The following is a 26,620-nucleotide window of genomic DNA, read 5'->3' as shown; positions in this document are numbered from 1 at the left end:
CAGCCGGCCCCCACACCGGGCCATCACCGCCAAGCAGTCGCCGGGGCGGGGACGGCCCGTTCAGGACGCCGGTGCGTGACCGGGGTCCGCGGGCGTCGCGCCCGCGTCAGTCAGCCAAGTCTGAGGCGGCCGCCGCAAGCTGACCGGAGAAGGGCAGGACGCAGGAGTCCGCCGCGAAGCCATTGCTGAGGAGCATGGCCTCCGCCGCCTTGCGCCGCTTCGCCGCGTCGGGCCGCACGTCACGCCGTCCGACGGAGCAATAGTGGAATCCCGCCGCCGCCATGGCCGCCGGAGCGTAGACGTTGCGCAGATCGACCATCACCGGGCGGCGCATCAGGCTGCGGACGCGGCCCAGATCCAGCGCGCGGAACTCGTTCCATTCCGTCAGGATGGCGACGCAGTCGGCCTCCGCGAGCGGGGCGTAGGCGTCGTCATGCCAGACCACGCCGGGCAGCAGATGGCGCCCCTCGTCCATGCCGGCGGGGTCGTAGACATGGACCGTGGCGCCTGCCTCCTGAAGCAGCGGGATGATCTCCAGGCTCGCCGCCTCGCGCATGTCGTTGGTGTCGGGCTTGAAGGTGATGCCCAGCACGGCGATCCGCTTGCCCGCCGCTTCCGGCCCGCAGGCCTGAAGGATCCGCCCGGCCATCAGCCGCTTGCGCGCCCGGTTCACGTCCACCACCGTTTCGATCAGCCGGACCGGCGCGCCATGCTGCCGCCCGGTGCGCACCAGCGCCTCGGTGTCCTTGGGGAAGCAGGAGCCGCCGAAGCCCGGCCCGGCGTTCAGGAACGGGCGCCCGATGCGTCCGTCCATCCCCATGCCCTCCGCCACGTCCTGCACGTCGGCCCCCACCCGTTCGCACAGGTCGGCGACCTCGTTGATGAAGGTGATCTTGAAGGCCAGAAAGGCGTTCGCCGAGTATTTCGTCAGCTCAGCCGTCTCGATGCCGGTGCGCACGAAGGGCGTCCCGGCGCGGATCAGCGGCTGGTAGAGGGCGTCCATCACCGCCTGCGCCCGCTCGGAGTCGGCGCCGATCACCACGCGGTCGGGTTGCATGAAATCGCCGATGGCCGAGCCTTCGCGCAGGAATTCCGGGTTGGACACCACGTCGAACTCGGCGCGCGGGTTGATGTCGCGGACCAGCGCGGCGATCTGGCGCCCGGTGCCGACCGGTACCGTCGATTTTGTCACGATGACCGTGTAGCGGGACATGGTCCGCGCGATCTCCGCCGCCGCGGCGTGGACGTAGGTCAGGTCGGCCCCGCCGTCGCCGGGACGGGAGGGGGTGCCGACCGCGATCAGCACCACGTCGGCCCCCTCCATGGCGACCGCGAGGTCGGAGGTGAAGGACAGACGGTCCGCCGCCATGTTGCGCGCCACAAGGACGTCGAGGCCGGGCTCGTAGATGGGAATTTCGCCGCCCCTCAGGCGCCGAATTTTCGTTTCGTCCTTGTCCACACAGCACACGTCGATGCCGAATTCGGCAAAGCAGGCGCCGGACACGAGACCGACATAGCCGGTCCCCACAACAGCGATCCGCATCATTCCACTCCTGTTGCTTGATGGCGTTGCCGAAGCCATCCCTGGCCGGCTCGAAAGTTGGCCGGCTCGAAAAATGACCTTCAGGCCACGGCGCGCTCCGCCATGCCGTTCGCTTGCCCGCTCTCACGCAGAGCCCAGCGCACGGTTTCCGCCAGCCCCTGCTCCAGCCGCGTGCGCGGCGTCCAGCCGAGCACCGACCCGGCGTAGGTCACGTCCGCCTGCACGCTGCGCTGCTCGCCCGGACGTTCGGGGTGGTAGAGCACGGGATGGTCCGCCCGCGTCCGACCGAGCGCCCCCAGCGCGAGGTCGGCCAGTTCGCTGATGCTCGTCTGCCGCCCGCTGCCGAGGTTAAAGATCTTCCCGTGGCTGGCCGGGTTGTCGAGCGCGCCGACCCAGGCATCCACCACGTCGTCGATGAAGACGAAGTCGCGGGTCTGCTTGCCGTCGCCGTAAATGCGGATCGGCTCGCCGCGGATGATGTTGCCCAGGAAGATACCCAGCACCCCCTGATAGGGGTTGTCCACCGCCTGCCGCGGTCCGTAGACGTTGTACATGCGGAAGGAGGTGACGGCCAGACCGCCCGGCAGGTCGGGCCGCGCCGCCGTCAGATGGACGTAGCGCTCACCCGCGTACTTCGTCACCCCGTAGTAGGACACCGGGGAGCAGGGCGTGTCCTCCGGCGTCGGCACCACCGCGGCGTTGCCGTAGGCGCTCATCGAGCTGGCGTAGAGCAGGCGCTTCACCCCGCGCTCCACGCATTGCTGAAGGACATTCACCGTCCCTTCCACGTTGGTGCGCAGGTCGCCGACCGGGTTGCTGAAGGCGCGGATGATCGACACCTGCCCGGCGATGTGGATCACCGCGTCGGGCACCTCCTCGAACGCCGTGTCGAGATCGGCGGGGTTGGTGACGTCGCCGCGGATGTAGCGCACCTCCGCCGGCACGTTGGAGCGCAGCCCGGTGGATTCGTTGTCGATCACCGTCACCCGGTGGCCGAGCGACACGAGGCGGTGCGTGATGTGGGAGCCGATGAATCCGGCCCCGCCCGTTACAAGAACGTCCATTGGTTCCTCCACCGCACGGGAATGGGATTACGCGCTGAGGGCGATGCGGCCCGGTTCCAACTGGCTCTGGTCCGTGGGCAGGCCGTTCTGCGCGAGGTAGTGTTCCGCCCAGTCCCACAGGCGGCGGATGCCGGTGTCGCGGTCCACCTGCGGGCGCCAGCCGAGGACCTGCTCCGCCTTGCGGATGTCGCTGACGTAGCAGGGCTGGTCGCCGGGCCGCCAGTCGGAGAAGTCGGCCTCCACCGCCGCGCCGCGCAGGGTGGACAGCATCTCCCCGAACTCGCGCCAGACCGAGATGGTGTTCTCCGGCCCGCCGCCGATATTGAAGACCTGCCCGCGGCTGACCTCGATCTTCTCGGTGGCGAGGCGGAAGGCGCGCACGAGATCCTCGACGAACAGCACGTCGCGCACCTGCATGCCGTCGCCGTAGATGTGGATGGGCCGCCCGCTCAGCGCCGAGATGATGAAATGCGCGACCCAGCCCTGGTCCTCGTTGCCGAACTGGCGCGGGCCGTAGATGCAGCTCATCCGGAAGACGACGGTCGGCAGGTCGTAGATGCGGGCGTAGTCGCGCACATACTGGTCCGCCGCCCCCTTGGAGCAGCCGTAGGGCGAATGGAAGTCCAGCGGTTCCGCCTCCGAAACGCCGAGCGGGCGGTCGACGAAGCGGTAACGGCTGCCGGCCCGCTCCACCGCCACATGCTCCAACCCGCCATAGACCTTGTTGGTCGAGGTGAAGACCACCTTCGGCGGGTTCTTCATGCGGCGGGCCGCCTCCAGCACGTTGAAGGTGCCGAGCGCGTTGATGTCGAAGTCGGTGCGCGGATCGTCCAGCGACGAGGTCACCGCGACCTGTCCGGCGAGGTGATAAACCTCCTCCGCACCGGCCATGCAGGACTTGACGGCGGCGAAGTCGCGCACGTCGGCCTTCATGAAGGTCAGGCGGGAGCCGGCGTTGAGGGTTTGCAGCCACGCCGCGTTCCGCTCGCTGCCCGGCCGCAGCAGGGCGTCCAGGACGACGACGTCACGCCCGTCCTCCAGCAGGTTCTTGACCAGATTGCAGCCGACGAAGCCGGCCCCGCCGGTCACGAGCGTCTTGCCTTCCATAGATTTCTTCTCCATTGCTGCGGCTTTTTCCGGATGGGCAGGGGTTCAGGCGGCCTTGAGGACGGCGGCACCCGTCGGGCGGCGGATCACCGCGTCGTAGAGCCGGTGGGTGTCGGCGGCGGCGGCGGCCCAGTCGAAGCGCTGGGCGGCGCGCAGGCGGCCGTGGCGGCCCATCCGCGCCCGCCGCTCGGGATCGGCCGCCAGTTGCTCGACGGCGGCGCGCAGGGCCAGCGGGTCGCCCGGCTCGACGATCACCGCGCAGCCGTCGTCGACCTGATGCGGGATGCCGCCGACCCGGCTCGCCACCACCGGGACGCCGAAGGCCATCGCCTCCAGGATCACGTTGGGGAAGGTGTCGGCCAGGGTCGGGAAGACGAACAGGTCGGAGCGGCGGAACATGGCGGCGACCTCCGCCTCGGCCAGATTGCCGGTGAGATGGATGGTCTGGCCCGGCCCGCAACGGCGCTGGTACGCCTCGTAATCGACGAAATCCCGCTTCTCGCCGCCCACGATCAGCCGGAACGGCATCGACAGTCCCACGAAGGCGTCGAGCAGCACGCCCAGCCCCTTGTTGGCCGTGTGGTTGGCCAGGAAGAAGGCGGTGACGGGGCCGCCGTCCTCCCCCCGCTCCGGGATGCCGAATTTTCGGTGGATGTCCTGGTCCGCCGGGGTCGGCGCGCCCCAGTCGTTCGGGCGATCGACCCCGTAGGGAATGACGGCGATCTCGTCCCCCGTGAAGCCGAAGCCGCGGACGATCGGCAGATCGACCGGCGAGATCGCGCAGATCGCCGCGGCGTTGCGGACGACGTAGCGGACGGGGCGGTCGATCAGCAGGTCCCAGGCCAGCCGCCGCGCCGCGTCCATGCGCCGGAAGGCCGCCGGGTTGCCGATCTCCACGAAGCCGTGGGTGGACACCACATAGGGCACGCCCTTCGCCACGCAGGCGCGGGCCACCCGCATCATCTCCAGCGCCGGAATCGGGTTGTGGATGTGCACCAGATCGTAGGAGCCGTGGCGGATCAGCGCCGGGATGCTCGACTGGTAGAACAGGGTCTTCGCGCGGTTGGGCAGAATGGAATCGAGTCCGGCGAAGGGGCTCGAGGTGCGGACGTCGATCCGTTCGCCCGGCTTGGTGAGGTCCATGGGGACCCGGCTCGCCATGCCCATGTTCGCGATGTCAATGCGGTCGTGCGCCTGCAGCGCGACGCTCAGCTTCTCCGCCGCCTTGCTGGCGCCGCTGACCGCCAGATGCGGCGGCACGACGATCGCCGACAGGATCTTCAGGCTCATCGCAGGAATCCTCGACTGTCATGGAAGCGCAGACCGCATCGGTCGCGGTTCAAGGCGCTGCCCCCAGGTCGTTCAGGAAAATCCGCCGATGCAAGGCCGTTTCATTTTAAAAACGGCACAGAGGAAGGCAGCATCGGGCGGAGTTTCATTTTTAATAACGGCGCTTCTCTTTGGCAACCACCAAACAACCATCGCCGTCTAGCCAAATCGAAGCTCTCCTTTCGGACGCCGCGCCTGGCCACTGCGGACCAGCGGCATCTGCACCGCTTGGCAAGCCAGCAGGAACAGGAAGGCCGGATTCAGCATGACGTAGCGCCGCCACAGCCGCCGCGGTTCGGTGGACAGCCGGAACAGCCATTCCAGGCCGGCATTCTGCATCCACATCGGCGCCTGCGGTTGTTTCCCGGCGATGAAGTCGAAAGCGGCCCCGACCGCGATCAGCGGCATCGACAGCGCCGCCTTGTGCTCGTAGACCCAGGTCTCCTGGCGTGGGCAGCCGAGCCCGACGAAGACGATGCGGGCGCCGGACTCCAGGATCTCGCGGTCCACCGCCGCGCGCTCCTCGGCGCTCAGGGTGCGGAAGGCGGACGGGCGGGCGCCGGCGATGATCAGGCCGGGGAAGCGCTCCGTCAGCGCGGTGACCAGCGTGTCGAGCAGCCCCGCCGTGGCGCCGTAGAGGTAGATGGGAAGCCCCCTCGCCACCGCCGCCGCGCAGGTGCGCAGCATCAGGTTCGGGCCATAGACGCGGTCCGGCAGGGCGGCGCCGTGCAGCCGGTTCAGCGCCCAGCGCACCGGCTGGCCGTCCGGCGTCACGAGGTCGATGGCGTTCAGGCGGTAGCGGTGCTCGGGGTCAAGCGCCCCGGTCATCACCCCATGAACGGCGAGCGCGCTGACCGCGAAGGGCTTTTGCTGCTCCGCCGCGTCGATGATGGCGCGCACGCCGGCCTCGTAATCGACGGCGTTGACGTAGACGCCGAGCACTTCCTTTTTCCCATGGTCGATCATGCCACGGCCTCCACGCGCCAGCGGCGCCGATTGCTGTCGTGAATGTCGGTGAGGATGTTGCGCACGTCGTGCCGGATGTCCCAGGACGGGTAATGGGAGCGGAACCGGTCGAGCGAGCTGACCCACCAGATGTGGTCGCCGATGCGGTTGGCCTCCTTGAAGGCCAGGTTCATCGGGCGCCCGGTGATCTCCTCGCACAGCGCCACCGCCTCCAGGATGGAGCAGTTGCTCGCCCGTCCGCCGCCGATGTTGTAGACCTCGGCGCTGCGCGGCGCGTCGTAGAATGCCTGGAAGGCGGCGATCAGGTCGTTGCTGTGGATGTTGTCGCGGACCTGCTTGCCCTTGTAGCCGATCACGTCGTAGCGGGTGCCGGTGACGGCGCAGCGCATCAGATAGGCCAGGAAGCCGTGAAGCTGCGTCGGCGAATGGTTCGGCCCGGTCAGGCAGCCGCCGCGGAAGCACACCGTCTTCATGCCGAAATAGCGGCCATACTCCTGGACCAGCACGTCGGCGGCCACCTTGGAAGCGCCGAACAGGCTGTGCAGGGTGGCGTCGATCGACATGTCCTCGGCGATGCCGCCGGCGTAGCGGTGCGCCGGGTCGATCTCGTAGCGCGTCTCGGTCTCGACCAGCGGCAGGCGGTTCGGCGTGTCGCCGTAGACCTTGTTGGTCGAGGTGAAGATGAACACCGCGTCCGGGCAGTGCCGCCGCGCCGCCTCCAGCAGGTTCAGCGTGCCGTTGGCGTTCACCGAGAAATCCGTCTGCGGATCGCGCGCCGCCCAGTCGTGGGAGGGCTGGGCCGCCGTGTGGATGATCAGGGAGATGGCCGAGCCGTGCCGCTCGAACAGCGCGTCGATGGCCGCGGCGTCGCGGATGTCGATGGCGTGGTGGCGGTAGCGCTGGCGCAGCGTCTGTTCCAGGGTCTGGCGCTGCCACGCGGTCGAGGCCTCGTCGCCGAAGAAGGTGCGCCGCATGTCGTTGTCGATGCCGACGACGTCCATTCCCAGCGCACCGAAATGCAGGCAACTCTCCGACCCGATCAATCCGCAGGAACCGGTGACAAGGGCGACGGACATGACGTCTAACTCCTTCACTGTTGTTCGTTGCTCTTTCGGTGTCTTCGCCGGTCAATAGGCGTTGCGGTCCCAGAAAAGGAGGAGGGCGGTGCGCACCATGATCTCGGCGTCCAGCCCCAGGGACCAGTTGTCGACGTAGTAGAGGTCGTGCTCGACGCGGCGGGCGGCGGTGTGGAGGTTGTCGATCTCGCCGCGCAGCCCGTTCACCTGCGCCCAGCCGGTGATTCCGGGACGGACGCGGTGGCGGCAGGCGTAGTTCTCCACCGCCTCGTGGTACAGCACGTCCCCGGCCTTCATGGCGACGGGATGGGGCCGCGGCCCGACGATGGACATGTCGCCGCGCAGGACGTTGAAGAGCTGCGGAAGCTCGTCGATGCTCGTGCGGCGCAGAAAGCGCCCGACGCGCGTCACCCGCGGATCGTTGCGCACGGTCCGCTGCGCGCCCGACTGGTCGCCGCGGTCGGTGTGCATCGTGCGGAACTTCCAGATTTCGAATTCCTCGTTGTTGAAGCCGAAGCGCTTCTGGCGGAACAGCACCGGGCCGGGGCTTTCCAGCTTGATGGCCGCCGCGGCCAGCAGCAGAAGCGGCGCGAGCGCGGCCAGCGCCGCGCCGCCGATCAGCAGGTCCTCCGACCGCTTCAGCACGCCGCGCCAGCCGGCCAGCGGGTGATGGATGACGCCCAGCAGCGGAACGCCCGCCGTCGCATCGACCGACAGGCCCGCGGTGCGGGCGATCAGCCGGTGCGGCAGCAGACGGACGTCCACCGCGAGGACGCGCAGCCGCTCCAGGATATCGGTGATCTCGGCCTCGGCGCTCCAGGGCAGGGCCACCACCACGAGGTCGATGCGGTTCTTGCGCACCTGTTCGACCAGCCCGGCCACGCTTCCCAGCACCGGCACCCCGGCCAACCGGGCGGTGGCCAGGGGCGGAGCGTTCACGGAGGACGGCCGGTCCGCCGCGGTGGACACCGCGCCGACCACTTGGTAAGCCGCCCCTTCCGTGCGCTGGAGACGGTCCAGCCATTCGAGAGCCAGATCGTTGGTGCCGACCAGCAGCGTCCGCTGCCGCAAACCGCCGGCCAGATTCCAGTCGCGCGCCAGCCGGAGGAACAGGCTGCGCAGCGCGGTCAGCCCGAACAGGCCGAGCCCGTACCACAGCCACAGCGTCCCCGCCGCCGCCGTGTCCAGCCGCCGCAGGTCCCCCGTCACGCCGAGCATGAGGACGAGCACCAGGAAGGCCGCCGTCCAGGCCCCGAACAGCGGCCCGGCGTGCGACCCGATGGTCCGCCGCACCGCTTTTGGACGCAGGTTGCGGTAACAGCCCGCGCTGTAGAAACACATCAGCGACAGCACGGCCAGCGGGCCGACCGCGGCGTTGAAAACGCCCGCGAAACCATGAACGGCGTCTGTGAACAGGGCCGGGTCGGCGGGAGCGGCCCGCAACAAACGGGCGGCGATGCCCTCCGCCGCCAGCCCCGTCCCGACGACCACCAGCGCGTCCGCGGCCACCAGCCCGCACAGCAGGGCGGGGGCGGAGGCCGCCGCGGCGACCGGCGACGCGGACTCCGGGCGCGGGCCTTGGAAGGCCATCCCAACGCGCGCGCCGTAGTCCGGCTTCGCCGAGCTGTCTCGTGAAGGGAGTTCGAACATCCGCCGTTCCCTGTTGGCCCATTCCCTGCCGCCGCACCCCAGCGATGCGGCGGCGCTGCCGGCTGCGTCGCCGCGCTCAGAAATAGGTCTTGGCGAAATAGGCGATGGTGCGCTCCAGCCCCTCTTCGAGCGGCACGTGCGGCATCCATTTCAGGTAGGCGTGGGCCTTGGTGATGTCCGGCTTGCGCTGTCGCGGGTCATCCTGGGGCAACGGGTGCCGCTCGACCCGGGAGCGCGATCCGGTCATCCGGATGACGGTCTCCGCCAGCTCCAGAATGGTGAACTCGCCGGGGTTGCCGAGGTTGATCGGGCCGGTCACCGTCCCGTCCGTCTCCATCAGCCGGTGCAGCCCCTCGACCAGATCGTCGACGTAGCAGAAGGACCGCGTCTGCGACCCGTCGCCGTAGATCGTGATCGGATCGCCCTTGAGCGCCTGGACGATGAAGTTCGACACCACGCGCCCGTCGTTCGGATTCATGCGCGGCCCGTAGGTGTTGAAGATGCGCGCGACCTTGATCGGGACCTTGTGCTGCCGGTTGTAGTCGAAGAACAGCGTCTCGGCGCAGCGCTTGCCCTCGTCGTAGCAGGCGCGCGGACCGATGGGATTCACGTTGCCCCAATAGTCCTCACGCTGCGGATGGACGAAGGGATCGCCGTAGACCTCGCTGGTCGAGGCCTGGAGGATCGTCGCCTTCACCCGCTTGGCCAGCCCCAGCATGTTGATGGCGCCGTGCACCGACGTCTTGGTCGTCTGCACCGGATCGAACTGGTAATGCACCGGCGAGGCCGGGCAGGCGAGGTTGTAGATCTCGTCCACCTCGACGTAGAGGGGGAAGGTGATGTCGTGGCGCACCGCCTCGAACTTCGGGTTGTCCAGCAGATGCGCAATGTTCGAACGCGCGCCCGTGAAATAGTTGTCGACGCACAGGACCTCTTTCCCGGCGGCCAGAAGACGCTCGCACAGGTGGGATCCGATGAACCCGGCGCCACCTGTCACAAGAACGCGCTCAGTCGTGGACGTCATTGAGCCTCTCCATGGAGTTTGACCGGGGGATTCGACCGGGATGCGGCAGATCGCGGAGACGTCGCGCCAAACCGCTTCCGTGATTATTTTAAAATTCGCCGACGATCCACAGCACATCGCCATGCGATACGGACCATCGCTCGGCCCTTTAGGCGGGAATGCATGGTCATGTCTGGAATTGTGCGTCGTTTCGAAGCCTGAACCGGCCCCGCTGCACCCGGCAAACTGTGACCGGCGCGGAGTTGACCGTCAAACACGCGGACGGGGTATCGGATATGATTATTTATGACGGTCGCTGGCGTAAGCACAGAGACGGATGGGCCTTCTTTTTTTCAATTGTTGCGCGGCGCCATTCACGGTACTCGAAGTCTGTCCGGCAACGGTTTCAGCAGCGGAACATCACTGTCCATTTGGCGCGTCCATTCGGCCCCGGTCTTTAAAAGACACCCGAATTCTCGGTTATCTCCAAGGAAAACAAGAAGGCCGCAACGCGTCCTTCTGCAGCCACCCGCCACGCCGATCCCGGGCCGGACCGCCAGCCAGCAAGACGAAAGGGGCGATGACGTGAATTCTTCGATCGGCAAAGGCGGAACGCTTCCAGGCCACGAAGCGCACACCAGCGTCCTTCCGGACAGTCTTCTGCAATCGGCCGCCGGGGACTCCTCCGACGTCCGCGGCCGCCAGGAGGCGACCGTCTTCGCCACGCTGGCCGTGCTGTGGCGGCGCAAGCTGCTGCTGCTCGCCGTCATTCTGCTGGGGACGGGGACCATCACCTACGTCATGCAGTCGCTGAAGCCGATGTACCGCGCCACCGCGATGGTGCAGCTCGATTCCCGGCGGGTCGAGCTGGCGGAGTTCAAGTCGGTGGTGTCCAACCTGACGCCCGAGGCGCCGGCGGTGCGCAGCGAGGTCTCCATCGTCGGCTCGCGCGCCCTGGCGGAGCGGGTGGTGGAAAAGCTGGGCCTGCTCACCGACCCCGAATTCAACCCGACGCTCAAGGCGCCGGACGGCGCGGACGATCACTGGCTGAAACGGGTCACCAAGGCCGGTGTCGGCGCGCTGCCGCCGGAAGGCAACGACGTGCTGCGCCGGGTCGTGCAGCAGGCGACCGCCCTGTTCCGCGCCGATGAAAGCCCCATCGCCCGCGACCCGGATCAGGCCCGCCTGCTGACCATCGACACGCTGCTGCGCCGGATCGAGGCGCGCAACGACGACCGCTCCTTCACCATCATCATCGAGGCGTCGTCGGTCGATCCCGCCAAGGCCGCCGCCATCGCCAACGCCTTCGGCCAAGCCTATCTGGACTACCGGACGGAAATGAACCGCGGCATGACCGAGCGGGTCAACCAGTGGCTCGGCGGGCGGCTCATCGAGGCGCGCGAGGCGGTGCGCGGCGCCGAAGAGGCCATCCGCAGCTTCCGCAAGGAGAACAGCCTGCTGGAGCTGCCGCCCGACGGGCGCAACATGGTCCAGCAGCAGATGAACGAAATCGCCACCCAGCTGACCGCCGCGCAGGCGCAGAAGGCGGCGGCCGAGGCGCGCGTGCGCCAGGCCCGCGACCAGACCGCCGCCAACAACGCCGCGGCGATCCCGGAGGTGCTGGCCTCCCCGCTGATCCAGAAGCTGCGCGAGGCGGAGGCGATGCTGGAGCGCCGGCTGGCCGAACTCCAGCAGGTCTATGGCGACAAGCACCAGGACATCGTTAACCTCCGCCGCGGCATCGGCGAGCTGAAGGCGCGCATCCGCGACGAGGTCGGCAAGATCCAGAAGGGCCTGGACGCCGACCTGGAGGTCGCGCGCATCCGCGAGGCCACCTTGTTGAAGAGCATCGCCGACCTGCAGGAGCAGCAGAAGGGCATCGAGGCGACCGGCATCCAGCTCCGCGACCTGGAACGCTCCGCCGACGCGCACCGCACGCTCTATCGCAGCCTCGCCGAACGCTACGAGCAGACGATGGCGCTGAAAAATTCCGGCGCGTTGGATGCGCATCTCAGCGCTCCGGCCCTGCCGCCGATCCGCCCGGCCTTCCCGCAGCTGCGCATGTCGCTGGGCGTTGGGCTGGTCGGTTCCACGGCGCTGGCGGTGGCGCTGGTGCTGCTGCTGGAGCGGCTCAGCTCCGGCCTGCGCACGCCGACCCAGGTGGAGCGGGCGACCGGCGTGCCCTGCCTCGGCATGGTCCCGTCGCTTCCCCGCAACGAGGCGGCCTGGAACCTGCCCCTCCACCCCGACAGCCGCCGCGCCCGCGAGATCGGCGCCTTCCGCGAAGCGATCCAGACGGTGCGCACCATGGCCTGCATGCCGCGCAAGCGGGGAACGCCGCCCAAGGTGCTGCTCGTCACCTCCTCCATCCCGAAGGAAGGAAAGTCGGTGCTGGCGGCCAATCTGGCGCGGTCGCTGGCCGGTCTGGGGCTGAACACGCTGCTGATCGACGCGGACTTCCGCCGCCCCTCCATCGCGACGCTGCTGGGCTACCAGCCGCGGGGCAGCGTCGCCGACCTGCTGGACGGTCGCGTCGGCATCGACGACCTGATCCACCAGGAGTCCGCCAACCTCAGCGTTCTGGGAAACACCATCGGCACCCCCGACGCGCACGACCGCATCAGCTCCCAGGCGATGAGCGACCTGATCGCATGGGCGCGCCACAATTACGATGTGGTGGTGATCGACTCAGCCCCGGTGATGCTGTTCTCCGACGCGCTGGCCCTGTCCTTCCTGGCCGACAGCGTGATCTACGTCGTCCGCTGGCAGCACACCCCGCTGGACACCGTGATGGCCGGTTTCAACAAGCTGAAGTCGGTCGACAGCGCGGTCGGCGGCGTCGTGCTGTCGCGGGTCGTCGCGTCCAAGCACGTCAAGTACGGCCACAAGGACGACGCCTACTACTACGCCCTGCACGCGCCCGCGCGGCATTGACGGCGCCGACGGACGGCGCCCACGCGAAGGCAATCCCAAAAGTGAGGATTCCATGACCAACGCCGAGTTCCCGCGGCTTGCCATCATCGGCTGCGGCAGCATCGTGAGCCATCACCTGTTGCCGGCGCTGCTCCGCCTGGGCTGGCGGCCGAGCGTGCTCATCGATCCCTCGCCGGAGCGGCTGGAGGCGGTGCAGACCATGCTCGGCCGCAACCGCGCCCCCATCGCCGTGGCCGACTGGCGGGAGGCGGCGGACCGGTTCGACGCGGCGCTGGTGGCGGCCCCGCCGATGCTCCACGCGCCGGTCGGCCACAGCCTGCTGGAGGCCGGGAAGCACGTCTTCATGGAAAAGCCGCTGGCCGTCACGCTGGCCGACGCCGAACGCATGGTGCGGACGGCGGAGGAGCGTCGATTGGCACTCGCGGTCGGGCTGATGCGCCGCTACGTCAATGGCGTCCGCTGGCTGAAGGCGCTGGTGGACTCCGGCCAACTCGGCCGCGTCCTGCGCTTCGAGGCGCGGGAAGGCTTCGTCTACAACTGGGGCATCAGTTCGCCGGCCATGCTGCGCCGCGACGGGGCCGGCGGCGGCGTTCTGCTCGACACCGGGTCGCACACGCTGGATTTGCTGCTGTGGTGGTTCGGGGAGGCGGCGGAGGTCGACTACAGCGACGACAGCCACGGCGGGCTGGAGTCCGATTGCCGGCTGTCCCTGACCATGGCGTCCGGCGCCACCGGAACGCTGGAGCTGAGCCGCACCCGCGCCCTGCGCAACACCATCCGCGTCTACGGCACCAAGGGCAGCGTCGAAGTCCATCTCTACGAGAACCAGATCGCCTCGGACGTGCCGCAGATCCTCGACTTCGTCCATGACGGCTTCTCGGCCAACCACATCCCGCCGCAGATCTTCGGCGACCTGTTCCAGGCGGAGCTGAAGGATTTCGCAGCGGCCATCCGCGAAGGGCGCCCGGCCGCCGTCGGCGGGCGCGAGGCCCTGCCCTCCACCGAATTGATCGAGCGCTGCTACGCCAGCCGGAAGCCGCTGACCCTGCCCTGGGTGGAAGGAAACGCAGCGGCGTCGCCCCGCACCGCCGGCCCTGTCGCAGACGGCCCCACCGTGGTGGTGACCGGCGCTGCCGGCTTCATCGGCGGGCGGCTGGTCGAGAGGCTGTGCCTCGAGCATGGCGCCAAGGTCCGCTGCATCGTCCGCGACATCGCGCAGGCGGTGCGTCTGGCCCGTTTCCCGGTGGAGATCATCCGCGCCGACCTGCTGGATCGCGAGGCCATCGGCAAGGCGGTGGCCGGCGCCGACTGGGTCTTCCACTGCGCCTACGACGTGCGGTCGCGCCGCCAGAACATCGACGGGATGAACGCGCTGATCGACGCCAGCCTCGCCAACGGGGTGGAGAGCTTCGTCCATCTCAGCACCTTCTCGGTCTACGAGCCGCTGCCCGACGGCCCGCTGTCGGAGGAGACGCGCGACGGCGACCGGGCCTGGAGCTACGTCCAGAACAAGCTCGATCTGGAAAAAATGGTGCTCGACGCGGCGCGCACGCGCGGCCTGCCGGGGGTGGTGCTTCAGCCCTCCATCGTCTACGGCCCCTTCTGCAAGCCCTGGACGAACGCCCCCGCCGAGATGCTGCTGAGCGGCACGGTGGTGCTGCCGCAGGAAGGCGGGCTGTGCAACGCCGTCTACATCGACGATCTGGTGGACGCGATGATCGCGGCGACCCGCAGCCCGCAGGCCATCGGGGAGCGCTTCGTGATCTCCGGCCCCGACGCCCCGCCCTGGGCCGCCGTCTTCGGGCGCTTCCAGGAGGCGCTGGGCGTGGACAGCCTGCGCTTCCTGCCCGCCGAGGCCATCCGCAAGGAAATGAAGAGCCTGCGGCGCGACATCGCCATGGTGCTTCAGGACCCGAAGAAGATCATCCAGATCATCGTGCGCTGGCGTCCCGCCCGCCGGGTGCTCCAGGGCGGGTTCGACAGCCTGCCGCCGCGGCTGCGCCATCTCGTGATGGTCCATTACTTCCTGAAGAAGAAGGCGAGCCGCAACCAGCTCTGGCTGCCCGACGCGCAGAAGCTGGCGCTCTATCAGGCCAAGGCGCTCATCGACCTGACCAAGGCGCGCCGCCTGCTCGGCTACGAGCCGCGCTTCACCTTCGAGGACGGCATGGCGCTGACCGCGGACTATCTGCGCTGGGCCTACCGCGACGTGCCGCGCACCGCTCCCGTTGCCGCGCGGCCCGTCAACGATGACCGGCAACCTGCTTCCCTCCCCACCGAGACGACGCGGGTCGGCAGCGCATGACGATGATCCCGGCGTCACTCGTCCGCAGCTTCTGGACCCTCGCCGACCAGGGCGTGGTCAGCCTGGGCATGTTCGCCATCAACATCCAGCTCGCCCGGACCTTTTCGTCGGAGGAATATGGGACCTTCGTCTTCTTCCTCTCGGTGCTGCTGGCGCTCCAGGTCGTCAACGTCAGCCTGATCCAGTACCCGCTGTCGGTGGAAGGCGCGGTGCTGGACCCCGCCGAACGCCGGACGCTGGCGGGCCGCGCCGTCATCATGACCGCCGGATCGATCCTGCCGCTGTCCGGCATCGTGGCGCTGGTCGGGTATGGGCTTGGCATGCCGGAACTGGTCGGCCCCGCCGTGCTCTACTTCATCGTCTGGCAGGTGCAGGAGATCGGGCGGCGCGGGCTGATGTCCGGGCTGAAGCATGACAAGGCCCTGTGGGGCGACAGCGTCACCTATCTTGGCCAGATCGCCGTGCTGAACCTGATGGCGCTGGGCGGCCATCTGTCGCTGGAGCGGGTGTTCATCGCCATGACCGGTCCGGCGCTGGCCGGGGCGGTGGTCCATTTCGCGATCCTGCGCCCGCGCTTTGGCGGCCTGTCGGACCTGCCGACGGTCCTCCGCCGCTTCTGGTCGATCGGGCATTGGGCGCTCGCCAACAACCTGTTCCTGATGCTGCGGGTGCAGAGCCTCGTCTGGCTGATGGCGGCGATGGACGGCATGGCGTCGACCGCGGCGTTCCAGGCCGTGGTCAATCTGGTGAACATCGCCAACCCGATCATCATCGGTATGGGCAACCTCGTCCCCCAGATCGCCGCGCGCGGCCGCAGCACCCTGTCCGCAGGCGTCGGCGGGCTCCATCCGGACGAGCAGGCCTGGCTGGCGATCCGCGGCTACGTCGTCATCGGGGCGGCGCCGCTGCTGGTGTATTACAGCCTGGGTCTGCTGATCCCGCACCAGATGCTGAACGTCGTCTACGGCGCCATGTCGCCCTACGCCGACCAGGACTGGCCGCTGCGCCTGCTCTCCATCGGGGCGCTGGCCGGCTATCTGGCGGAAATGGTTTGCTCCTACTTCTACGGCGTGCAGCGCAGCCAGTTCGCGCTGGTGGTGAACGTCACCGGGACGCTGGCGGTGTTCGCGGTGGTCGGCCCGCTGGCGGCGATGTACGGCGTCGCCGGGGTGTGCATGGCCCTGCTGTTCTCCAGCCTGCTGCGCGTCGGCGCCGCCCACTACTACCTCTCCAAGACGAGGACCGCCCATGTCGCCCGCTGACGGCAGCGCCGCATTCCCCGTCGAGGAGTCCCGGCTGCGCCCGCTCGACCTCCGGCACGTCGTGATCCAGCCGGCCATCGCCCACCCCTCCTCGGCGAACGGGCTGCACAATGTGGTGCGCAGCCTGATCGCGGAGCAGCGCGCCATGGGCGATGACGCGCGGCTGTGCCTGTTCTCCGACGACCCGGACGCCCTGACCGGCATCCCGGCGGACTGCCCGGCGCAGCGCTTCCCCCTCGGCGGGCTGCGGCTGTCCGGGCGGTCGCTGACCATCGCGGACGCGACTCTCGACCGCATGCTGGAGGGCGCCGGGCCGGACACGGTGGTGCACATCCATGGCGCGGTGAAGCCGCTGTTCGCGGCGCTCTCCCGCGGGCTGCACCGGCGCGGCGTCGCCTATGGCGTGACGCTGCACGGCCAGTGCTCCCATGTCTACGACATCACGGGCCGGGTGCGCCGCCGCCTGCCCGCCGCGTGGCTGCGCCTCTTCGACGGCCCGGCCTTCGCCCGCGCCCGCTTCGTCCATGCCATCACGGAGGAGGAGGCCGCCATCGTCCGTCGCGTGGCCCCCACCGCCGCCGTCCGCCTGCTGCCCAACACCGCCTGGTCGGCGCGGCGCGGCGGCCTTCCCGCCGCCGTTCCGCGCGCCGCGCCGGACGGCAATCGGCTGACCTTCGGCTATTGCGCACGCTACGAGATCGACCACAAGGGCGTGGACCTGCTGATCGACGGCTTCGCCGCCTACCGCCGCGCCGGCGGGCACGGGGTGCTGGAACTGGCGGGGTCCGGCCCCGCCCGCGCCGATCTGGAACGGCGGGCGAATGCCCACGGCCTCGACACCCTCATCCGCATCCACGGCCCGGTCTTCGGGGCGGAGAAGGCGGCGATGATGGCGGGCTGGCATTACTTCGCACTGACCTCGCGCTACGACGTGATGCCGACCGGCTGCCTAGAGGCCGCCCTGTCCGGCCTGCCGCTGATCGTGACGCGGGAGACCGGCCTCGTCCCCTATGTGGAGGGCCACGGCGCCGGCTTCGGCGTGTCGGCCCTGACGGCGGAGGCGGTGGCCGACGCGCTGGCGCGGGCCGAGCGGACCGGACCCGGCGCCTGGCAGAGCATGGCGGCCAACGCCCACCGCATGGTGGTGGCGATCGGCGATTGGGGTCGGATCGCCGCCCGGCTGCGCGCCGCCGCCTATGGACGCCCGTCATGAGCGCCGTCCTCTCCACCCCCAAGCGCAGCCGGACCCGCGCCGCGGATCACTACCTGACCTTCCTGATGGTCGTTCTGCTGGGCTATTCCCTGGCCGGGCGCGGCTTCGCCTACATCGGGGCGCCGCCGCTGTTCATCGGCGAGGTGCTGCTGCTCTCCGGCCTGCTGGTCATGCTGCGCACCGGCGGAGTCTTCGCCACCGTGTCCAGCCTGCCGGGAACGCTGCTGGCGATCCTGATCGTCTGGGTGCTGGCGAGGACGCTGCCCTACTTCGGCACCTACAGCTTCGACGCGCTGCGCGACAGCGTGATCGTGATGTACGGGCTGCTCGCCTTCGTCGTCATCGCCCTGCTGTACGACGAGCCGGAACGACTGCGCCGCCTCGTGCTGGCCTATAGCGGCTTCGCGGTGTTCTTCGTCACGGTCATGCCGGTCGTCTACCCGCTGTTCCAGCTTCTGCACGCGCAGATCCCCACCTGGCCGCGCTACGGAGTCCCCTTCATCAGCCTGCGCCCCGGCGAGGTCGGCGTGCATTTCGCCGGCGTCGCCCTGTTCGTGCTGCTGGGCTTCCGCCGCCTGAACCCGCTGCAACTGGCGATGCTGGTGTTCGGCATGGCCCTGGTCGCCGCCCACAGCCGCGGCGGGATGCTCGCCATCGTCGTGCCGCTGGCCATCGCGCTGGCCCTGGTGCCGCGCAGCCGGCAGCTCGCCCCGCTGCTGGGCATCGCCGCGGTCACCGTCATCGTGGCGCTGGTGCTGAACCTGGAGATCGAGGTCTCGTCGCGGAAGCTGTCGGTCGACCAGCTCGTCACCAACGTGATGAGCATCATGGGGACCACCGACACCGCCACGCTCGACGGCACCAAGCAATGGCGCATCATGTGGTGGGATAAGATCATCGGCTACACCGTGCAGGGCGACCATTTCTGGGACGGTAAGGGCTTCGGCATCAATCTGGCCGACGACGACGGCTTCCAGGTGGTCGACGCCGAGGACGGGCAGGTGCTGCGCAGCCCGCACAACGCCCACATGACGATCCTCGCCCGCGCCGGGGTGCCCGGCTTCGTCCTGTGGGCGGCGCTGTTGGGAAGCTGGTCGGTCTTCATGATGCGCGCTTTCCTGCTGGCCCGCCGCAACGGCGACCGCGCCTGGGCGCGGCTGTTCGTCTTCCTCTTCTGCTACTGGCTGTCCATCGTCATCAACGCCTCCTTCGACGTGACGCTGGAGGGGCCGATGCTGGGCATCTGGTTCTGGGTCCTGTTCGGCGTCGGCATCGCCGCCGGCCTGATCCACCGCCACGAACTCGAAAACCGGTCCCCGCTGCCGCATTCATGAGGGAGGATGAACGATGAGCGAACCGTTCGCCGGCGAATCCGCCAATGCCGGAAAGTCGATTCTTCTGGTGGCCTTCGCCTTCGAGCCGGACAGCGGGTCGGAATCCGCCAACGGCTGGAACTGGGGCGAGGGGCTGAAGCGGTCGGGCTGTCGCGTGAAAGTGGTGACGCAGGGGCGCCTGCGCCCGAAGATCCTGGGCAAGATCGCGCGCGGCGAAACCGCCTTCGAACCGGACGACTTCGTGTTCATCGACCGCCCCGACACCATGGCGCACCACGACAGCAAGACGCGGTTCCAGCTCTCCTACATCGCGTGGCAATGGCGCTGCCGGGCGGTGGTGAAGGAACTGGTGCGCCGGCAGCCCTTCGACGTCATCCACAACGTGACCATCGGCGGCATCCGCTTCCCCGCCTTCTGCGGCGGGCTGGCGCCCCTGTCGGTGATCGGCCCGGTCGGCGGCGGCGAGCGGGCACCCTGGCCGCTGATCCGCCCGCTGGGCTGGAGGGCCATCGCGACGGAGCTGGTCCGCAACGCCGCCATCGCCATGACACGCATCGACCCCTTCCTGCGCCTGACCTACCGCCGCTACAACATGATCTACGTGAAGACCCATGAGAGCCGGCACGTCCTTCCCGCCGGCGACCGCCACAAGGCCCGCCAGCATTTCGGCTGCTCCCTCCTGCCCGACCGCTTCGCGCCCCCGAAGGCGGAGATGAAGGCGGAAACCGGCGGCGATTCCGGGGCGCCGCTGAAGCTGCTGTTCTCCGGCCGTTTCCTCTATTGGAAGGGCGGCTACTACGCGCTGACGGCGCTGGCCCGGGCGCTGGAGAAGGGCGCGCGGGCGCGGCTCCAGATGATCGGCAGCGGGCCGCAGTCGGAGGAGTGGAAGAACCTCGCCGACCGGCTGGGCATCGCGGAGCATGTCGATTTCATCGAATGGCTGTCGCAGCCCGACTATCTGGCCACGCTGCGCAGCGCCGACGCGCTGCTGTTCCCCAGCCTTCACGACTCCGCCGCCAACGTCATCATGGAGGCGCTGGCCAACGCGCAGCCGGTGATCTGCCTCGATCTCGGCGGTTCGGGGATCATGATCGATTCCTCCTGCGGCTTCGCCGTTCCCTGCCGTGGGCGCGCGGCGGCGGAGGTGATCGACGGGCTGGCCGACGCCATCGTGACCCTGGACCGCGACCGCCCCCGCCTGCGCGCCATGAGCCGCGCCGCCCACGCGCGCGCCCAGGATTTCGCGAGCTGCCGGATCACGCCGGACATCTACGCACCAGCGACGGCGTAGGAGCAGCGTTCGGACAGGATCAATGCCGAGGCGATTGGCTCCCGCGCACGATGCGGCGCAGCGCCCGGCCGCGCAACATGTGGTCGTGAACGAAGTCCAGTAGGTCCACGACGCCATCCTCGGCGATGCGGAACACGACCGCGTGTCGCGGATCATGGACCCGTTCCGCCGGATCGGGATCATGATCCCGGCTGTGCCAGGCGTGGTACAGGCCGACGGACTGTTTCAAGGTCCGAACCCACTCGACGCCCTCCCGCCGCGGGTCGTCGGCCAAGTCCTGCATCGCCTGGACGAGGAGGGCCGCGTAACGCATGCGGCCGACCGCGTGGAATCGCTCCTCGCTCCAGTCCAGGATCGCGTCGAGGTCTGCTTCCGCCGGTGCGGACAGGCGGAATTTACCCACGGTCAGCCCTTCCGGGCCGCGGCACGCTCCGACGCCCGGCGGTTCAGGTCGGCGAGCAGCGCGCGCCGATCCTCCTCGCCGTCCACCAGCCGATAGTCTCCGCGCTCGATGGCTGTCGTTCCACGTTCGGCAATGGCCTCGATGGCGGCGAGGCTGGCGCGCTCTGCGTCCAAATCGTCCTGATAGCGACGCAGCGCCTCGCGAACGACCTCGCTGGCATTCTGGTGCCGCCCGTCCTCGACCTGCCGGTCGATGAACGCGCTCAACCGCTCCGTCAGGCTGAAATTCCGACCACTCATGCCGTGTCTCCAGGCGTAGTATCAAAGATTGATACCGGCTGGGATCGCCGTCAAGCCCGCAAAGGCCATGCGGTTTCGACATCCGACAAAGGGCGGTCCAGTGTCGGTTGGACCGCCCTTCGCCGTTCCGGCCGCGTTACGCCGCGTGGCTCAGCAGCGACGGGTCGATGTGGTCGAACAGCGGGTCATAGCCGGCCTCGACCGGCATGGCCCCGTACAAGCTGTTCGCCAACGCCGCCGCGTCGGCCGCGGCAACCGGAGCGGCGGCCGCCTGCTGGGCTGCGACGTGGCTCCACACGCTGTCCGTCCCGGCGTCGAGCGCCAGCGCCGTGGCCTCGCCGACCGGGGTGGCCGAGGGGAAGAAGCCCTTGTCGGCGTCGACGACCAGCGTGCCGTTCCACCACAGGCCGGCTTGGCCCTTGACCACGTCCTTGCCGTCCAGCGCGCCCTTGTCGTAGGTGACGATGCCGTCGGTGGGCGCGACCGCCTTGCCGTTGATCGTGATCTTGTTGACGATCAGCGAGCGGTCCTGCCCGTTCACCATGGCGTCGTTGTCGTACTGGATCTGCACCTTGTGCGCCTGATCGGCGGACAGGCTGGTGGTGAAGCTGTAGTCCTTGGCCGAGGTGCCGGCCACGCCCTCCCCGACCTTCTGGCCGTCCACCAGCAGGTTGAAATGGGCGTTCACCCCGCCGGCCGCCGCACCGGAGGCGTTGACGGTGATCGTCGTGGTGCTGGGACCGCTCTGCGGCAGCGTGCCGCCCGCGGGGAACTCCTTGGCGGGGGCGTCGACGACCAGCGTGCCGTTCCACCACAGGCCGGCTTGGCCCTTGACCACGTCCTTGCCGTCCAGCGCACCCTTGTCGTAGCTGACGATCCCGTCGGTCGGGTTGTGGGCGGTGCCGTTGATGGTGATCTTGTTGACGAACAGGTTGCGGTCCTGCCCGTTGACGAAGCCGTCGTTGTCGTACTGGATCTGCACCTTGTGCGGCTGCCCGGCGGTCAACGCGGTGGTGAAGCTGTAGTCCTTCGCCGCCGTGCCGACCGTGGCGTCGCCGATGGCCTTGCCGTCCACCAGCACCTTGAAATGCGCGTTCACCCCGCCCGCTGCGGCGCCGGAGGCGTTGACCTTGATCGTCGTGACGCTGGCCGTCGGCGTCGTCGGGACGGTCGGTGCGGTCGTCGTGGTGTCCACCGCGAAGCCGGCGGAGGCTCCCGCCTTGCCCGCGTTGCCGGCGAGATCGGTGTAGCTGCTGGCCTTCACCGCGACATTAGCATCGGTGATCTTCGTGTTGGTCGAGGGCGTGAAGACGGCGGTGTAGGTGGAGGCGTCCACCGTCTTGAAGCCGCTCAGCGCGCCGCCCTTCACCGTGGTGTCGGCCAGCGCGAAGCCCTTCACCGCCTCGCTGAAGGCGAAGGTGACGAGCGGCGCCTCACCCTTGGTCACGTTGCTGTCGGCGATGCTCACCTTGACGGTGGGCGGCGTGGTGTCGGCCGGGGTGGGGGCCGGCGGTGCGGTGGGTGTGACCGTCGTCCAGCCGGCGGTCGAGGGATAGGCCTGGGACAGGGTCGAATGCTCGTCCTGCGTGGTCGCGTTCATGTAGGCGGACCAGCTGTCGCCTTCCGGAAAGTCGCCCCAGCGCCAGCGGTCGCCGTCCGGCATGTAGTAGGTGTTGTTGTCCCACACGTTGCCACCGTTCAACATGCCGGCTTCGTTGTGGTCGGCCACGCCGCCCGACTGGCCGTTGCCGTCCTTCGAGACGATGATGTTGTCGTGGACCTTGTTGTTGGTCGTGGTCCAGGTCCCGAATTCCCCGGCGCCGCGGTCCTGCTGGATCATCACGATGCCGTTGGCGCCCTTGACCCCGGTGATGTCGATCTTGTTGCCGTAGGCCTCGACGTTCTGCGAGTTCTGGATCTGGATCGACCCGCCCCACAACCATCCCTCGGCCTGCGGCTTGGCGCCGTTGCCGACCATCACGTTGTTGCGGATGACGGCGTCGTAGCTGATCTCGTGGGTGATGCCGCCGCCGCTGTTGTTCACGAGGACGTTGTTCTCGTACAGCGTCCCGACATTGTCGATGTCGGTCCACAGGCCGAAGCCGGTGTTGTCGTGGGAGTAATTGCCGCGGACCACCAGATCGGTGGTGTAGGCGAACTTGGTGCCGCCGCCCTCCCAGAACACGTCGATGCCCGACCAGGCGCCGTTGCGCGCGATCTCGTTGCCTTCGACCAGGATCTTGGTCCCGGCGCCGCCCAGCCCCATCTCGCCGTTGTCGTGGACGTAGTTGCCGATGAACTTGCTGCCGTCCTGCGCCGTGGCGCCGACCGCGTAGTTCAGCCGCAGCTCGTTGTCCTGGATGGTCCAGTTGACGTCGCCCTGGATGGCGCCTTCCTGGGCCGGCGGGGTGTATTTCTCGATGACGAGGTTCTTGACCGTCACGCCGTCCGCGGTGCCGCCGAAGGCACGGGCGGTGGTCCCGGCCTCCACCTTGTGCCCCGCCGGGTTGTCGCCCAGATAGATCTTGTCGGCGTTGTAGTCGAAGTAGAAGGTTCCCGCCTTCAGCTTCGACAGGGCGTCAACGGGGGTCAGCGGCTTGTCGTCGACATAGACGGTTTCCGGATAGCCGGCGCGCATCGCGCCGGGCGTCGCCTCGTCCGTCGCGCGGCGCTCGCCCTGCTGGGTCTGGCCGCCGACCGCCCAGCGCCCGGCGCTGTCCTGGGTGAAGCCGGTCAGCAGCTTCGACCCGTTCAGCACGGCGCCCTCGGCACCGATGAAGGTCTGGTTGTCCTTGGGGGTGATCGACTGGAGACGGTACTCGCCCGGCTGCAACCAGAAGGTCGCGCCAGCGGGAGCGCCATTGACGATGGATTGGATGTTGGCGCCCGGTGCTATGACGATCGCACCAGCGGGGGCCGTCAGCGTCTTCGGTCCGTACAGGTTAGCCATATGTCAATGCTCTCTTAAGATGTTGTCTTCTGGTATGAGTTCTTAGGCGATTTCGCCCTTTGGCATATGCATCTACTACCAATTCGATGACGGCGGGCGGCGGGGCATTTTTGTGAGATTCCCGGGATCCTTTGCGAAGACTCCAGGAAGTCTCTGTTTTGCAAAAAGGAATCTTCCGCTTATCAAAGAGCGGGGAAGAGAATGGGAATTTTTGCTTGCGGCCTCTTGCCGGCGCGCAAACGCAGCGCCGCGTCACCCACTGGATGACGGCGCACACCCCTTAGGGCATCGGAAACGGGACAGCAAAAACGCGGAAGGATCAGTCGCCGCCGAACTGGCGGTCGATCCACTCGCTCACCGCCGCCGGATCGAAACGCAGGTCGAGCGGGATGCCGGCGATGGCGGCGCGGCAATGCTCGATGAAGGCGCGCTCCGCCCGGTTCATCTTGGAGGCGGGATTCCACAGCAGATGGATGTCCACCGGCGCCACCCCCTCCTCCGGCGGCAGGGGCCAGAGCAGCCCGTCGCGCACGTCACGCTCCGCCACATGGCGCGGCAGCGGCCCGATCCCCAGCCCGACGGAGATCATGCGACGCACCTCGTCCAGATTGACCGAGGCGCCGACGATCCGGCTCTCGATCCCCTCCTGCGCGCGGAAGACGGCCAGCGGCGACAGCACCCCACCGATCTGGTCGGAGGTGAAGGAGACGAAGCCCTCGCTGCGCAGATCGCTCAGCGTCAGGCCGGTGCGGCCGAACAGATGGTGCCGCGGCCCGCAATAGAGGCGGTAGATCTGGCGGGCGAACAGCGCGTGCTCGACCAGCGGCGGCGGCTCCCGCATCAGGCAGAGGCCGAGCGAGCCGGTCTTCTGCTGGATCGCCATGTGGACGTCGGCGCTCGCCATCACGTCCAGCCGGAAGGTCACCTGGGGATGGGTGGCGTGGAAGCGCTCCAGCAAGGCGTCGAACAGCAGCGACTGAATTCGGCTGGCCAGCAGGATACGGATGTGGCCGGAAATCTCCTCGCGGATGTCGCGCATCAGGACGGCGAAGCGGGAGATGTTGCCGTAGATCTCCAGCACCTCGGCGTAGATGATCTCGCCCGCCTCGGTCACGCGGAAACGGCCCTGCCCGCGCTCGATCAGGCTGCGGCCGATCTGGTCCTCCAGCCGTTTCAGGGCCTGGGACACCGCCGGCTGGGTCAGCCCGAGACGCTGCGCCGCGCGGGTCAGCCCCTGCTCCTGCACGATCACCATGAAGGTGCGCAGCAGGTTCCAGTCGAGCTGGTGGCCGAGCCGCTCCAGATCGCGCGCCGTCATCGGGGGGAAACCCATCGCCATAAATCCTGCTTATGTCGGCAATGAGGATTATCGATTTGGCGGAGGATGAGAAGCTGAATTGTAATACGCCTGTCGTCAGCGGTCGATCCCCGGCTTCGCCCAACCGGGCAAAATCAGGGTCATAGTCCGAAAGTCGAAATCGCCCCGGTTTCTTCCCGGCGATTTGCCGACCCACACGGACGACTGCGCGGTGGAGTGGTAAGAACGGAGTCGTCATGCCCGCATCCCACGAGGGTGGGCGGAGCATTGCAGCCGTGGACCGGGATGCGATCCTGGGCGCGGTGGCGAAGCTGCGCGAGGACGGAGTGAGCCTGCTGTCCGATCTGGTCCGGAGCCCCAGCCTTCTGGGGCAGGAAGGCCCGGCGCAGGATCTGATGGAACGGATCTTCCGGGATATGGGCCTGGAGGTGGACCGCTTCGCCATCGACGAGGAGGCGCTGAAGGCCCAGCCCGGCTGGTCCCCCTCCCTGATCTCCTATGAAGGGCGCGAGAACGTCGTCGGCGTCCACAAGCCCCGGCGCGCGACCGGCAAGTCGCTGATCCTGAACGGCCACATCGACGTGGTGCCGACCGGTCCGGAAGAGCTGTGGTCCGCCCCGCCCTTCGAGCCGGTGGTCCGCGACGGGCGCCTCTACGGGCGCGGCGCCGGCGACATGAAGGCGGGCATCGCCGCCTACGTCATGGCCTTCAAGGCGCTGCGGAGCCTGGGCGTCCAGCCCGCCGCGCCGGTCTATCTCCAGTCGGTGGTCGAGGAGGAATGCACCGGCAACGGCGCGCTCGCCTGCGTCGCCCGCGGCTACAAGGCCGACGCCGCGGTGATCCCGGAACCCTTCAACCACACGCTCCAGATCGCCCAGGTCGGCGTGATCCGCTGCGAGCTGGAGGTGACCGGCCGTCCCGCCCATGTGCTGGACACCGGCGCCGGGCTGAACGCCATCGAGGCGGCCTTCCGCGTGCTGAAGCATCTGAAGGCGCTGGAATCGGCCTGGAACCACCCCGACGGGCGGCATCCGGCCTATGCGCACCATCACCATCCCTACAACCTGAATGTCGGGCACATCGACGGCGGCGAATGGGCGTCCTCCGTCCCCACCCGCTGCCGGATGGAGCTGCGCTTCGGCTTCCCGCCGGGCCGCGCCGCCGCCGAGGTCAGCGCCGAGATCGAGCGCGCGGTGGCCGAGGCCTGCCGCGGCGACTCCGACCTCAAGGGGATCGACGCCCGCGTCATCTTCCGCGGCTTCCAGGCCGAGGGCTGCACGCTGGACCCCGATCACCCAATGCTGGAGGCGCTGGACGCCGCGCACCGGTCGATCTTCGGGGCTCCGGCCCCGAAGCTGGCCCAGACCTGCACCACCGACGTCCGCAACTTCGTCCTGTACGGCGACACGCCGGCCACCTGCTACGGCCCGGAGGCGGAGCGCATCCACGGCATCGACGAGTCCGTCTCGCTCGACAGCGTGGCGAAGGTCACCGCCGTGCTGGCCCTGTTCATGGCCGACTGGTGCGGCCTGGAATCCATCGATCCATAACGGTCGCGTGAAGAGAACCAAAC

Annotated in this window: 19 protein-coding genes; 7 read left to right on the top strand and 12 right to left on the bottom strand. The window is 68.5% G+C overall.

The window, feature by feature from the left end; translation table 11 throughout:
• Positions 1–106: 106 nt before the first annotated feature.
• From DS837_RS25195 to DS837_RS25160, 8 genes are all read right to left on the bottom strand, one after another.
• Entirely contained in the window at positions 107–1,543 is a 1,437-nt protein-coding gene (locus DS837_RS25195) for a UDP-glucose dehydrogenase family protein (RefSeq protein ID WP_149167296.1), read from the bottom strand.
• Positions 1,544–1,623: 80 nt separating this feature from the next.
• Positions 1,624–2,607: an NAD-dependent epimerase/dehydratase family protein gene (locus DS837_RS25190; RefSeq protein ID WP_149167242.1), complete on the bottom strand. Its 984-nt coding sequence runs from the start codon at positions 2,605–2,607 to the stop codon at positions 1,624–1,626.
• 27 nt (positions 2,608–2,634) lie between these two features.
• On the bottom strand, positions 2,635–3,714 hold the full coding sequence (locus DS837_RS25185; protein ID WP_149167241.1) for a GDP-mannose 4,6-dehydratase: 1,080 nt from the start codon (positions 3,712–3,714) through the stop codon (positions 2,635–2,637).
• A 45-nt stretch (positions 3,715–3,759) separates the two neighbouring features.
• Positions 3,760–5,004 carry a glycosyltransferase family 4 protein gene (locus tag DS837_RS25180; protein WP_149167240.1) on the bottom strand — a complete coding sequence of 415 codons (1,245 nt, stop codon included), beginning with the start codon at positions 5,002–5,004 and terminating at the stop codon, positions 3,760–3,762.
• Positions 5,005–5,202: 198 nt separating this feature from the next.
• On the bottom strand, positions 5,203–6,009 hold the full coding sequence (locus DS837_RS25175; protein ID WP_149167239.1) for a WecB/TagA/CpsF family glycosyltransferase: 807 nt from the start codon (positions 6,007–6,009) through the stop codon (positions 5,203–5,205).
• Positions 6,006–7,085: an NAD-dependent epimerase/dehydratase family protein gene (locus DS837_RS25170; RefSeq protein ID WP_149167238.1), complete on the bottom strand. Its 1,080-nt coding sequence runs from the start codon at positions 7,083–7,085 to the stop codon at positions 6,006–6,008. Before DS837_RS25170 ends, DS837_RS25175 begins: the two co-directional genes overlap by 4 nt.
• Before the next feature lie 51 nt (positions 7,086–7,136).
• The gene (locus tag DS837_RS25165; protein WP_149167237.1) at positions 7,137–8,735 is read right to left on the bottom strand and encodes an undecaprenyl-phosphate glucose phosphotransferase; all 1,599 of its coding nucleotides are present in this window, start codon (positions 8,733–8,735) and stop codon (positions 7,137–7,139) included.
• 76 nt (positions 8,736–8,811) lie between these two features.
• Entirely contained in the window at positions 8,812–9,759 is a 948-nt protein-coding gene (locus DS837_RS25160; protein WP_035679710.1) for a UDP-glucuronic acid decarboxylase family protein, read from the bottom strand.
• Positions 9,760–10,323: 564 nt separating this feature from the next.
• Here DS837_RS25160 and DS837_RS25155 point away from each other — a divergent pair.
• Genes DS837_RS25155 through DS837_RS25130 form a run of 6 tightly spaced genes read left to right on the top strand, consistent with a single transcriptional unit; the run spans position 10,324 to position 20,077 of the window.
• Positions 10,324–12,672, top strand: a complete 2,349-nt coding sequence (locus DS837_RS25155; RefSeq protein ID WP_170295971.1) for a GumC family protein — start codon at positions 10,324–10,326, stop codon at positions 12,670–12,672.
• Positions 12,673–12,724: 52 nt separating this feature from the next.
• Entirely contained in the window at positions 12,725–14,977 is a 2,253-nt protein-coding gene (locus tag DS837_RS25150) for an NAD-dependent epimerase/dehydratase family protein (protein WP_149167235.1), read from the top strand.
• A complete protein-coding gene (locus DS837_RS25145) occupies positions 14,974–16,239 on the top strand; it encodes a lipopolysaccharide biosynthesis protein (protein WP_149167234.1) in 1,266 nt (421 codons plus the stop codon). The genes DS837_RS25150 and DS837_RS25145 overlap by 4 nt, the downstream gene beginning before the upstream one ends.
• Positions 16,226–17,452 carry a glycosyltransferase family 4 protein gene (locus DS837_RS25140; RefSeq protein ID WP_149167233.1) on the top strand — a complete coding sequence of 409 codons (1,227 nt, stop codon included), beginning with the start codon at positions 16,226–16,228 and terminating at the stop codon, positions 17,450–17,452. The genes DS837_RS25145 and DS837_RS25140 overlap by 14 nt, the downstream gene beginning before the upstream one ends.
• Entirely contained in the window at positions 17,449–18,786 is a 1,338-nt protein-coding gene (locus tag DS837_RS25135; RefSeq protein WP_149167232.1) for an O-antigen ligase family protein, read from the top strand. The genes DS837_RS25140 and DS837_RS25135 overlap by 4 nt, the downstream gene beginning before the upstream one ends.
• 13 nt (positions 18,787–18,799) lie before the next feature.
• Positions 18,800–20,077 (top strand): glycosyltransferase family 4 protein, encoded by a 1,278-nt coding sequence (locus tag DS837_RS25130; protein WP_149167231.1) that lies wholly within the window; start codon positions 18,800–18,802, stop codon positions 20,075–20,077.
• A gap of 19 nt (positions 20,078–20,096) precedes the next feature.
• Here DS837_RS25130 and DS837_RS25125 read toward each other — a convergent pair whose 3' ends face one another.
• The 4 genes from DS837_RS25125 to DS837_RS25110 form a co-directional block, all read right to left on the bottom strand.
• Positions 20,097–20,480, bottom strand: coding sequence for a type II toxin-antitoxin system RelE/ParE family toxin (locus DS837_RS25125; RefSeq protein ID WP_170295970.1), 384 nt, complete (start codon positions 20,478–20,480; stop codon positions 20,097–20,099).
• Between the two features lie 2 nt (positions 20,481–20,482).
• Positions 20,483–20,779: a type II toxin-antitoxin system ParD family antitoxin gene (locus tag DS837_RS25120; RefSeq protein ID WP_149167230.1), complete on the bottom strand. Its 297-nt coding sequence runs from the start codon at positions 20,777–20,779 to the stop codon at positions 20,483–20,485.
• Between the two features lie 136 nt (positions 20,780–20,915).
• Complete coding sequence (locus DS837_RS25115; protein ID WP_149167229.1) at positions 20,916–23,729, bottom strand: carbohydrate-binding domain-containing protein; 2,814 nt, start codon at positions 23,727–23,729, stop codon at positions 20,916–20,918.
• Between the two features lie 319 nt (positions 23,730–24,048).
• Positions 24,049–25,062 carry a LysR family transcriptional regulator gene (locus tag DS837_RS25110; protein ID WP_247890125.1) on the bottom strand — a complete coding sequence of 338 codons (1,014 nt, stop codon included), beginning with the start codon at positions 25,060–25,062 and terminating at the stop codon, positions 24,049–24,051.
• Between the two features lie 221 nt (positions 25,063–25,283).
• Between DS837_RS25110 and DS837_RS25105 the strand changes: the two genes are divergently transcribed.
• Positions 25,284–26,597, top strand: coding sequence for a M20 family metallopeptidase (locus DS837_RS25105; protein WP_247890124.1), 1,314 nt, complete (start codon positions 25,284–25,286; stop codon positions 26,595–26,597).
• The last annotated feature ends 23 nt before the right edge of the window (positions 26,598–26,620 follow it).

The sequence above is a fragment of the Azospirillum brasilense genome (genome assembly GCF_008365405.1).
Classification (GTDB): Bacteria; Pseudomonadota; Alphaproteobacteria; order Azospirillales; family Azospirillaceae; genus Azospirillum; species Azospirillum brasilense_D.
The sequence above is the reverse complement of the archived record's forward strand: the minus strand, read 5'-3'. Positions and strand labels throughout refer to the sequence as shown.

Bases quoted from the DNA above. Each gene is read 5' to 3' on its own strand.
- DS837_RS25195 (WP_149167296.1), bottom strand. From the start codon at position 1,543: ATGCGGATCGCTGTTGTGGGGACCGGCTATGTCGGTCTCGTGTCCGGC.
- DS837_RS25190 (WP_149167242.1), bottom strand. From the start codon at position 2,607: ATGGACGTTCTTGTAACGGGCGGGGCCGGATTCATCGGCTCCCACATC.
- DS837_RS25185 (WP_149167241.1), bottom strand. From the start codon at position 3,714: ATGGAAGGCAAGACGCTCGTGACCGGCGGGGCCGGCTTCGTCGGCTGC.
- DS837_RS25180 (WP_149167240.1), bottom strand. From the start codon at position 5,004: ATGAGCCTGAAGATCCTGTCGGCGATCGTCGTGCCGCCGCATCTGGCG.
- DS837_RS25175 (WP_149167239.1), bottom strand. From the start codon at position 6,009: ATGATCGACCATGGGAAAAAGGAAGTGCTCGGCGTCTACGTCAACGCC.
- DS837_RS25170 (WP_149167238.1), bottom strand. From the start codon at position 7,085: ATGTCCGTCGCCCTTGTCACCGGTTCCTGCGGATTGATCGGGTCGGAG.
- DS837_RS25165 (WP_149167237.1), bottom strand. From the start codon at position 8,735: ATGTTCGAACTCCCTTCACGAGACAGCTCGGCGAAGCCGGACTACGGC.
- DS837_RS25160 (WP_035679710.1), bottom strand. From the start codon at position 9,759: ATGACGTCCACGACTGAGCGCGTTCTTGTGACAGGTGGCGCCGGGTTC.
- DS837_RS25150 (WP_149167235.1), top strand. From the start codon at position 12,725: ATGACCAACGCCGAGTTCCCGCGGCTTGCCATCATCGGCTGCGGCAGC.
- DS837_RS25145 (WP_149167234.1), top strand. From the start codon at position 14,974: ATGACGATGATCCCGGCGTCACTCGTCCGCAGCTTCTGGACCCTCGCC.
- DS837_RS25140 (WP_149167233.1), top strand. From the start codon at position 16,226: ATGTCGCCCGCTGACGGCAGCGCCGCATTCCCCGTCGAGGAGTCCCGG.
- DS837_RS25135 (WP_149167232.1), top strand. From the start codon at position 17,449: ATGAGCGCCGTCCTCTCCACCCCCAAGCGCAGCCGGACCCGCGCCGCG.
- DS837_RS25130 (WP_149167231.1), top strand. From the start codon at position 18,800: ATGAGCGAACCGTTCGCCGGCGAATCCGCCAATGCCGGAAAGTCGATT.
- DS837_RS25120 (WP_149167230.1), bottom strand. From the start codon at position 20,779: ATGAGTGGTCGGAATTTCAGCCTGACGGAGCGGTTGAGCGCGTTCATC.
- DS837_RS25115 (WP_149167229.1), bottom strand. From the start codon at position 23,729: ATGGCTAACCTGTACGGACCGAAGACGCTGACGGCCCCCGCTGGTGCG.
- DS837_RS25110 (WP_247890125.1), bottom strand. From the start codon at position 25,062: ATGGGTTTCCCCCCGATGACGGCGCGCGATCTGGAGCGGCTCGGCCAC.
- DS837_RS25105 (WP_247890124.1), top strand. From the start codon at position 25,284: ATGCCCGCATCCCACGAGGGTGGGCGGAGCATTGCAGCCGTGGACCGG.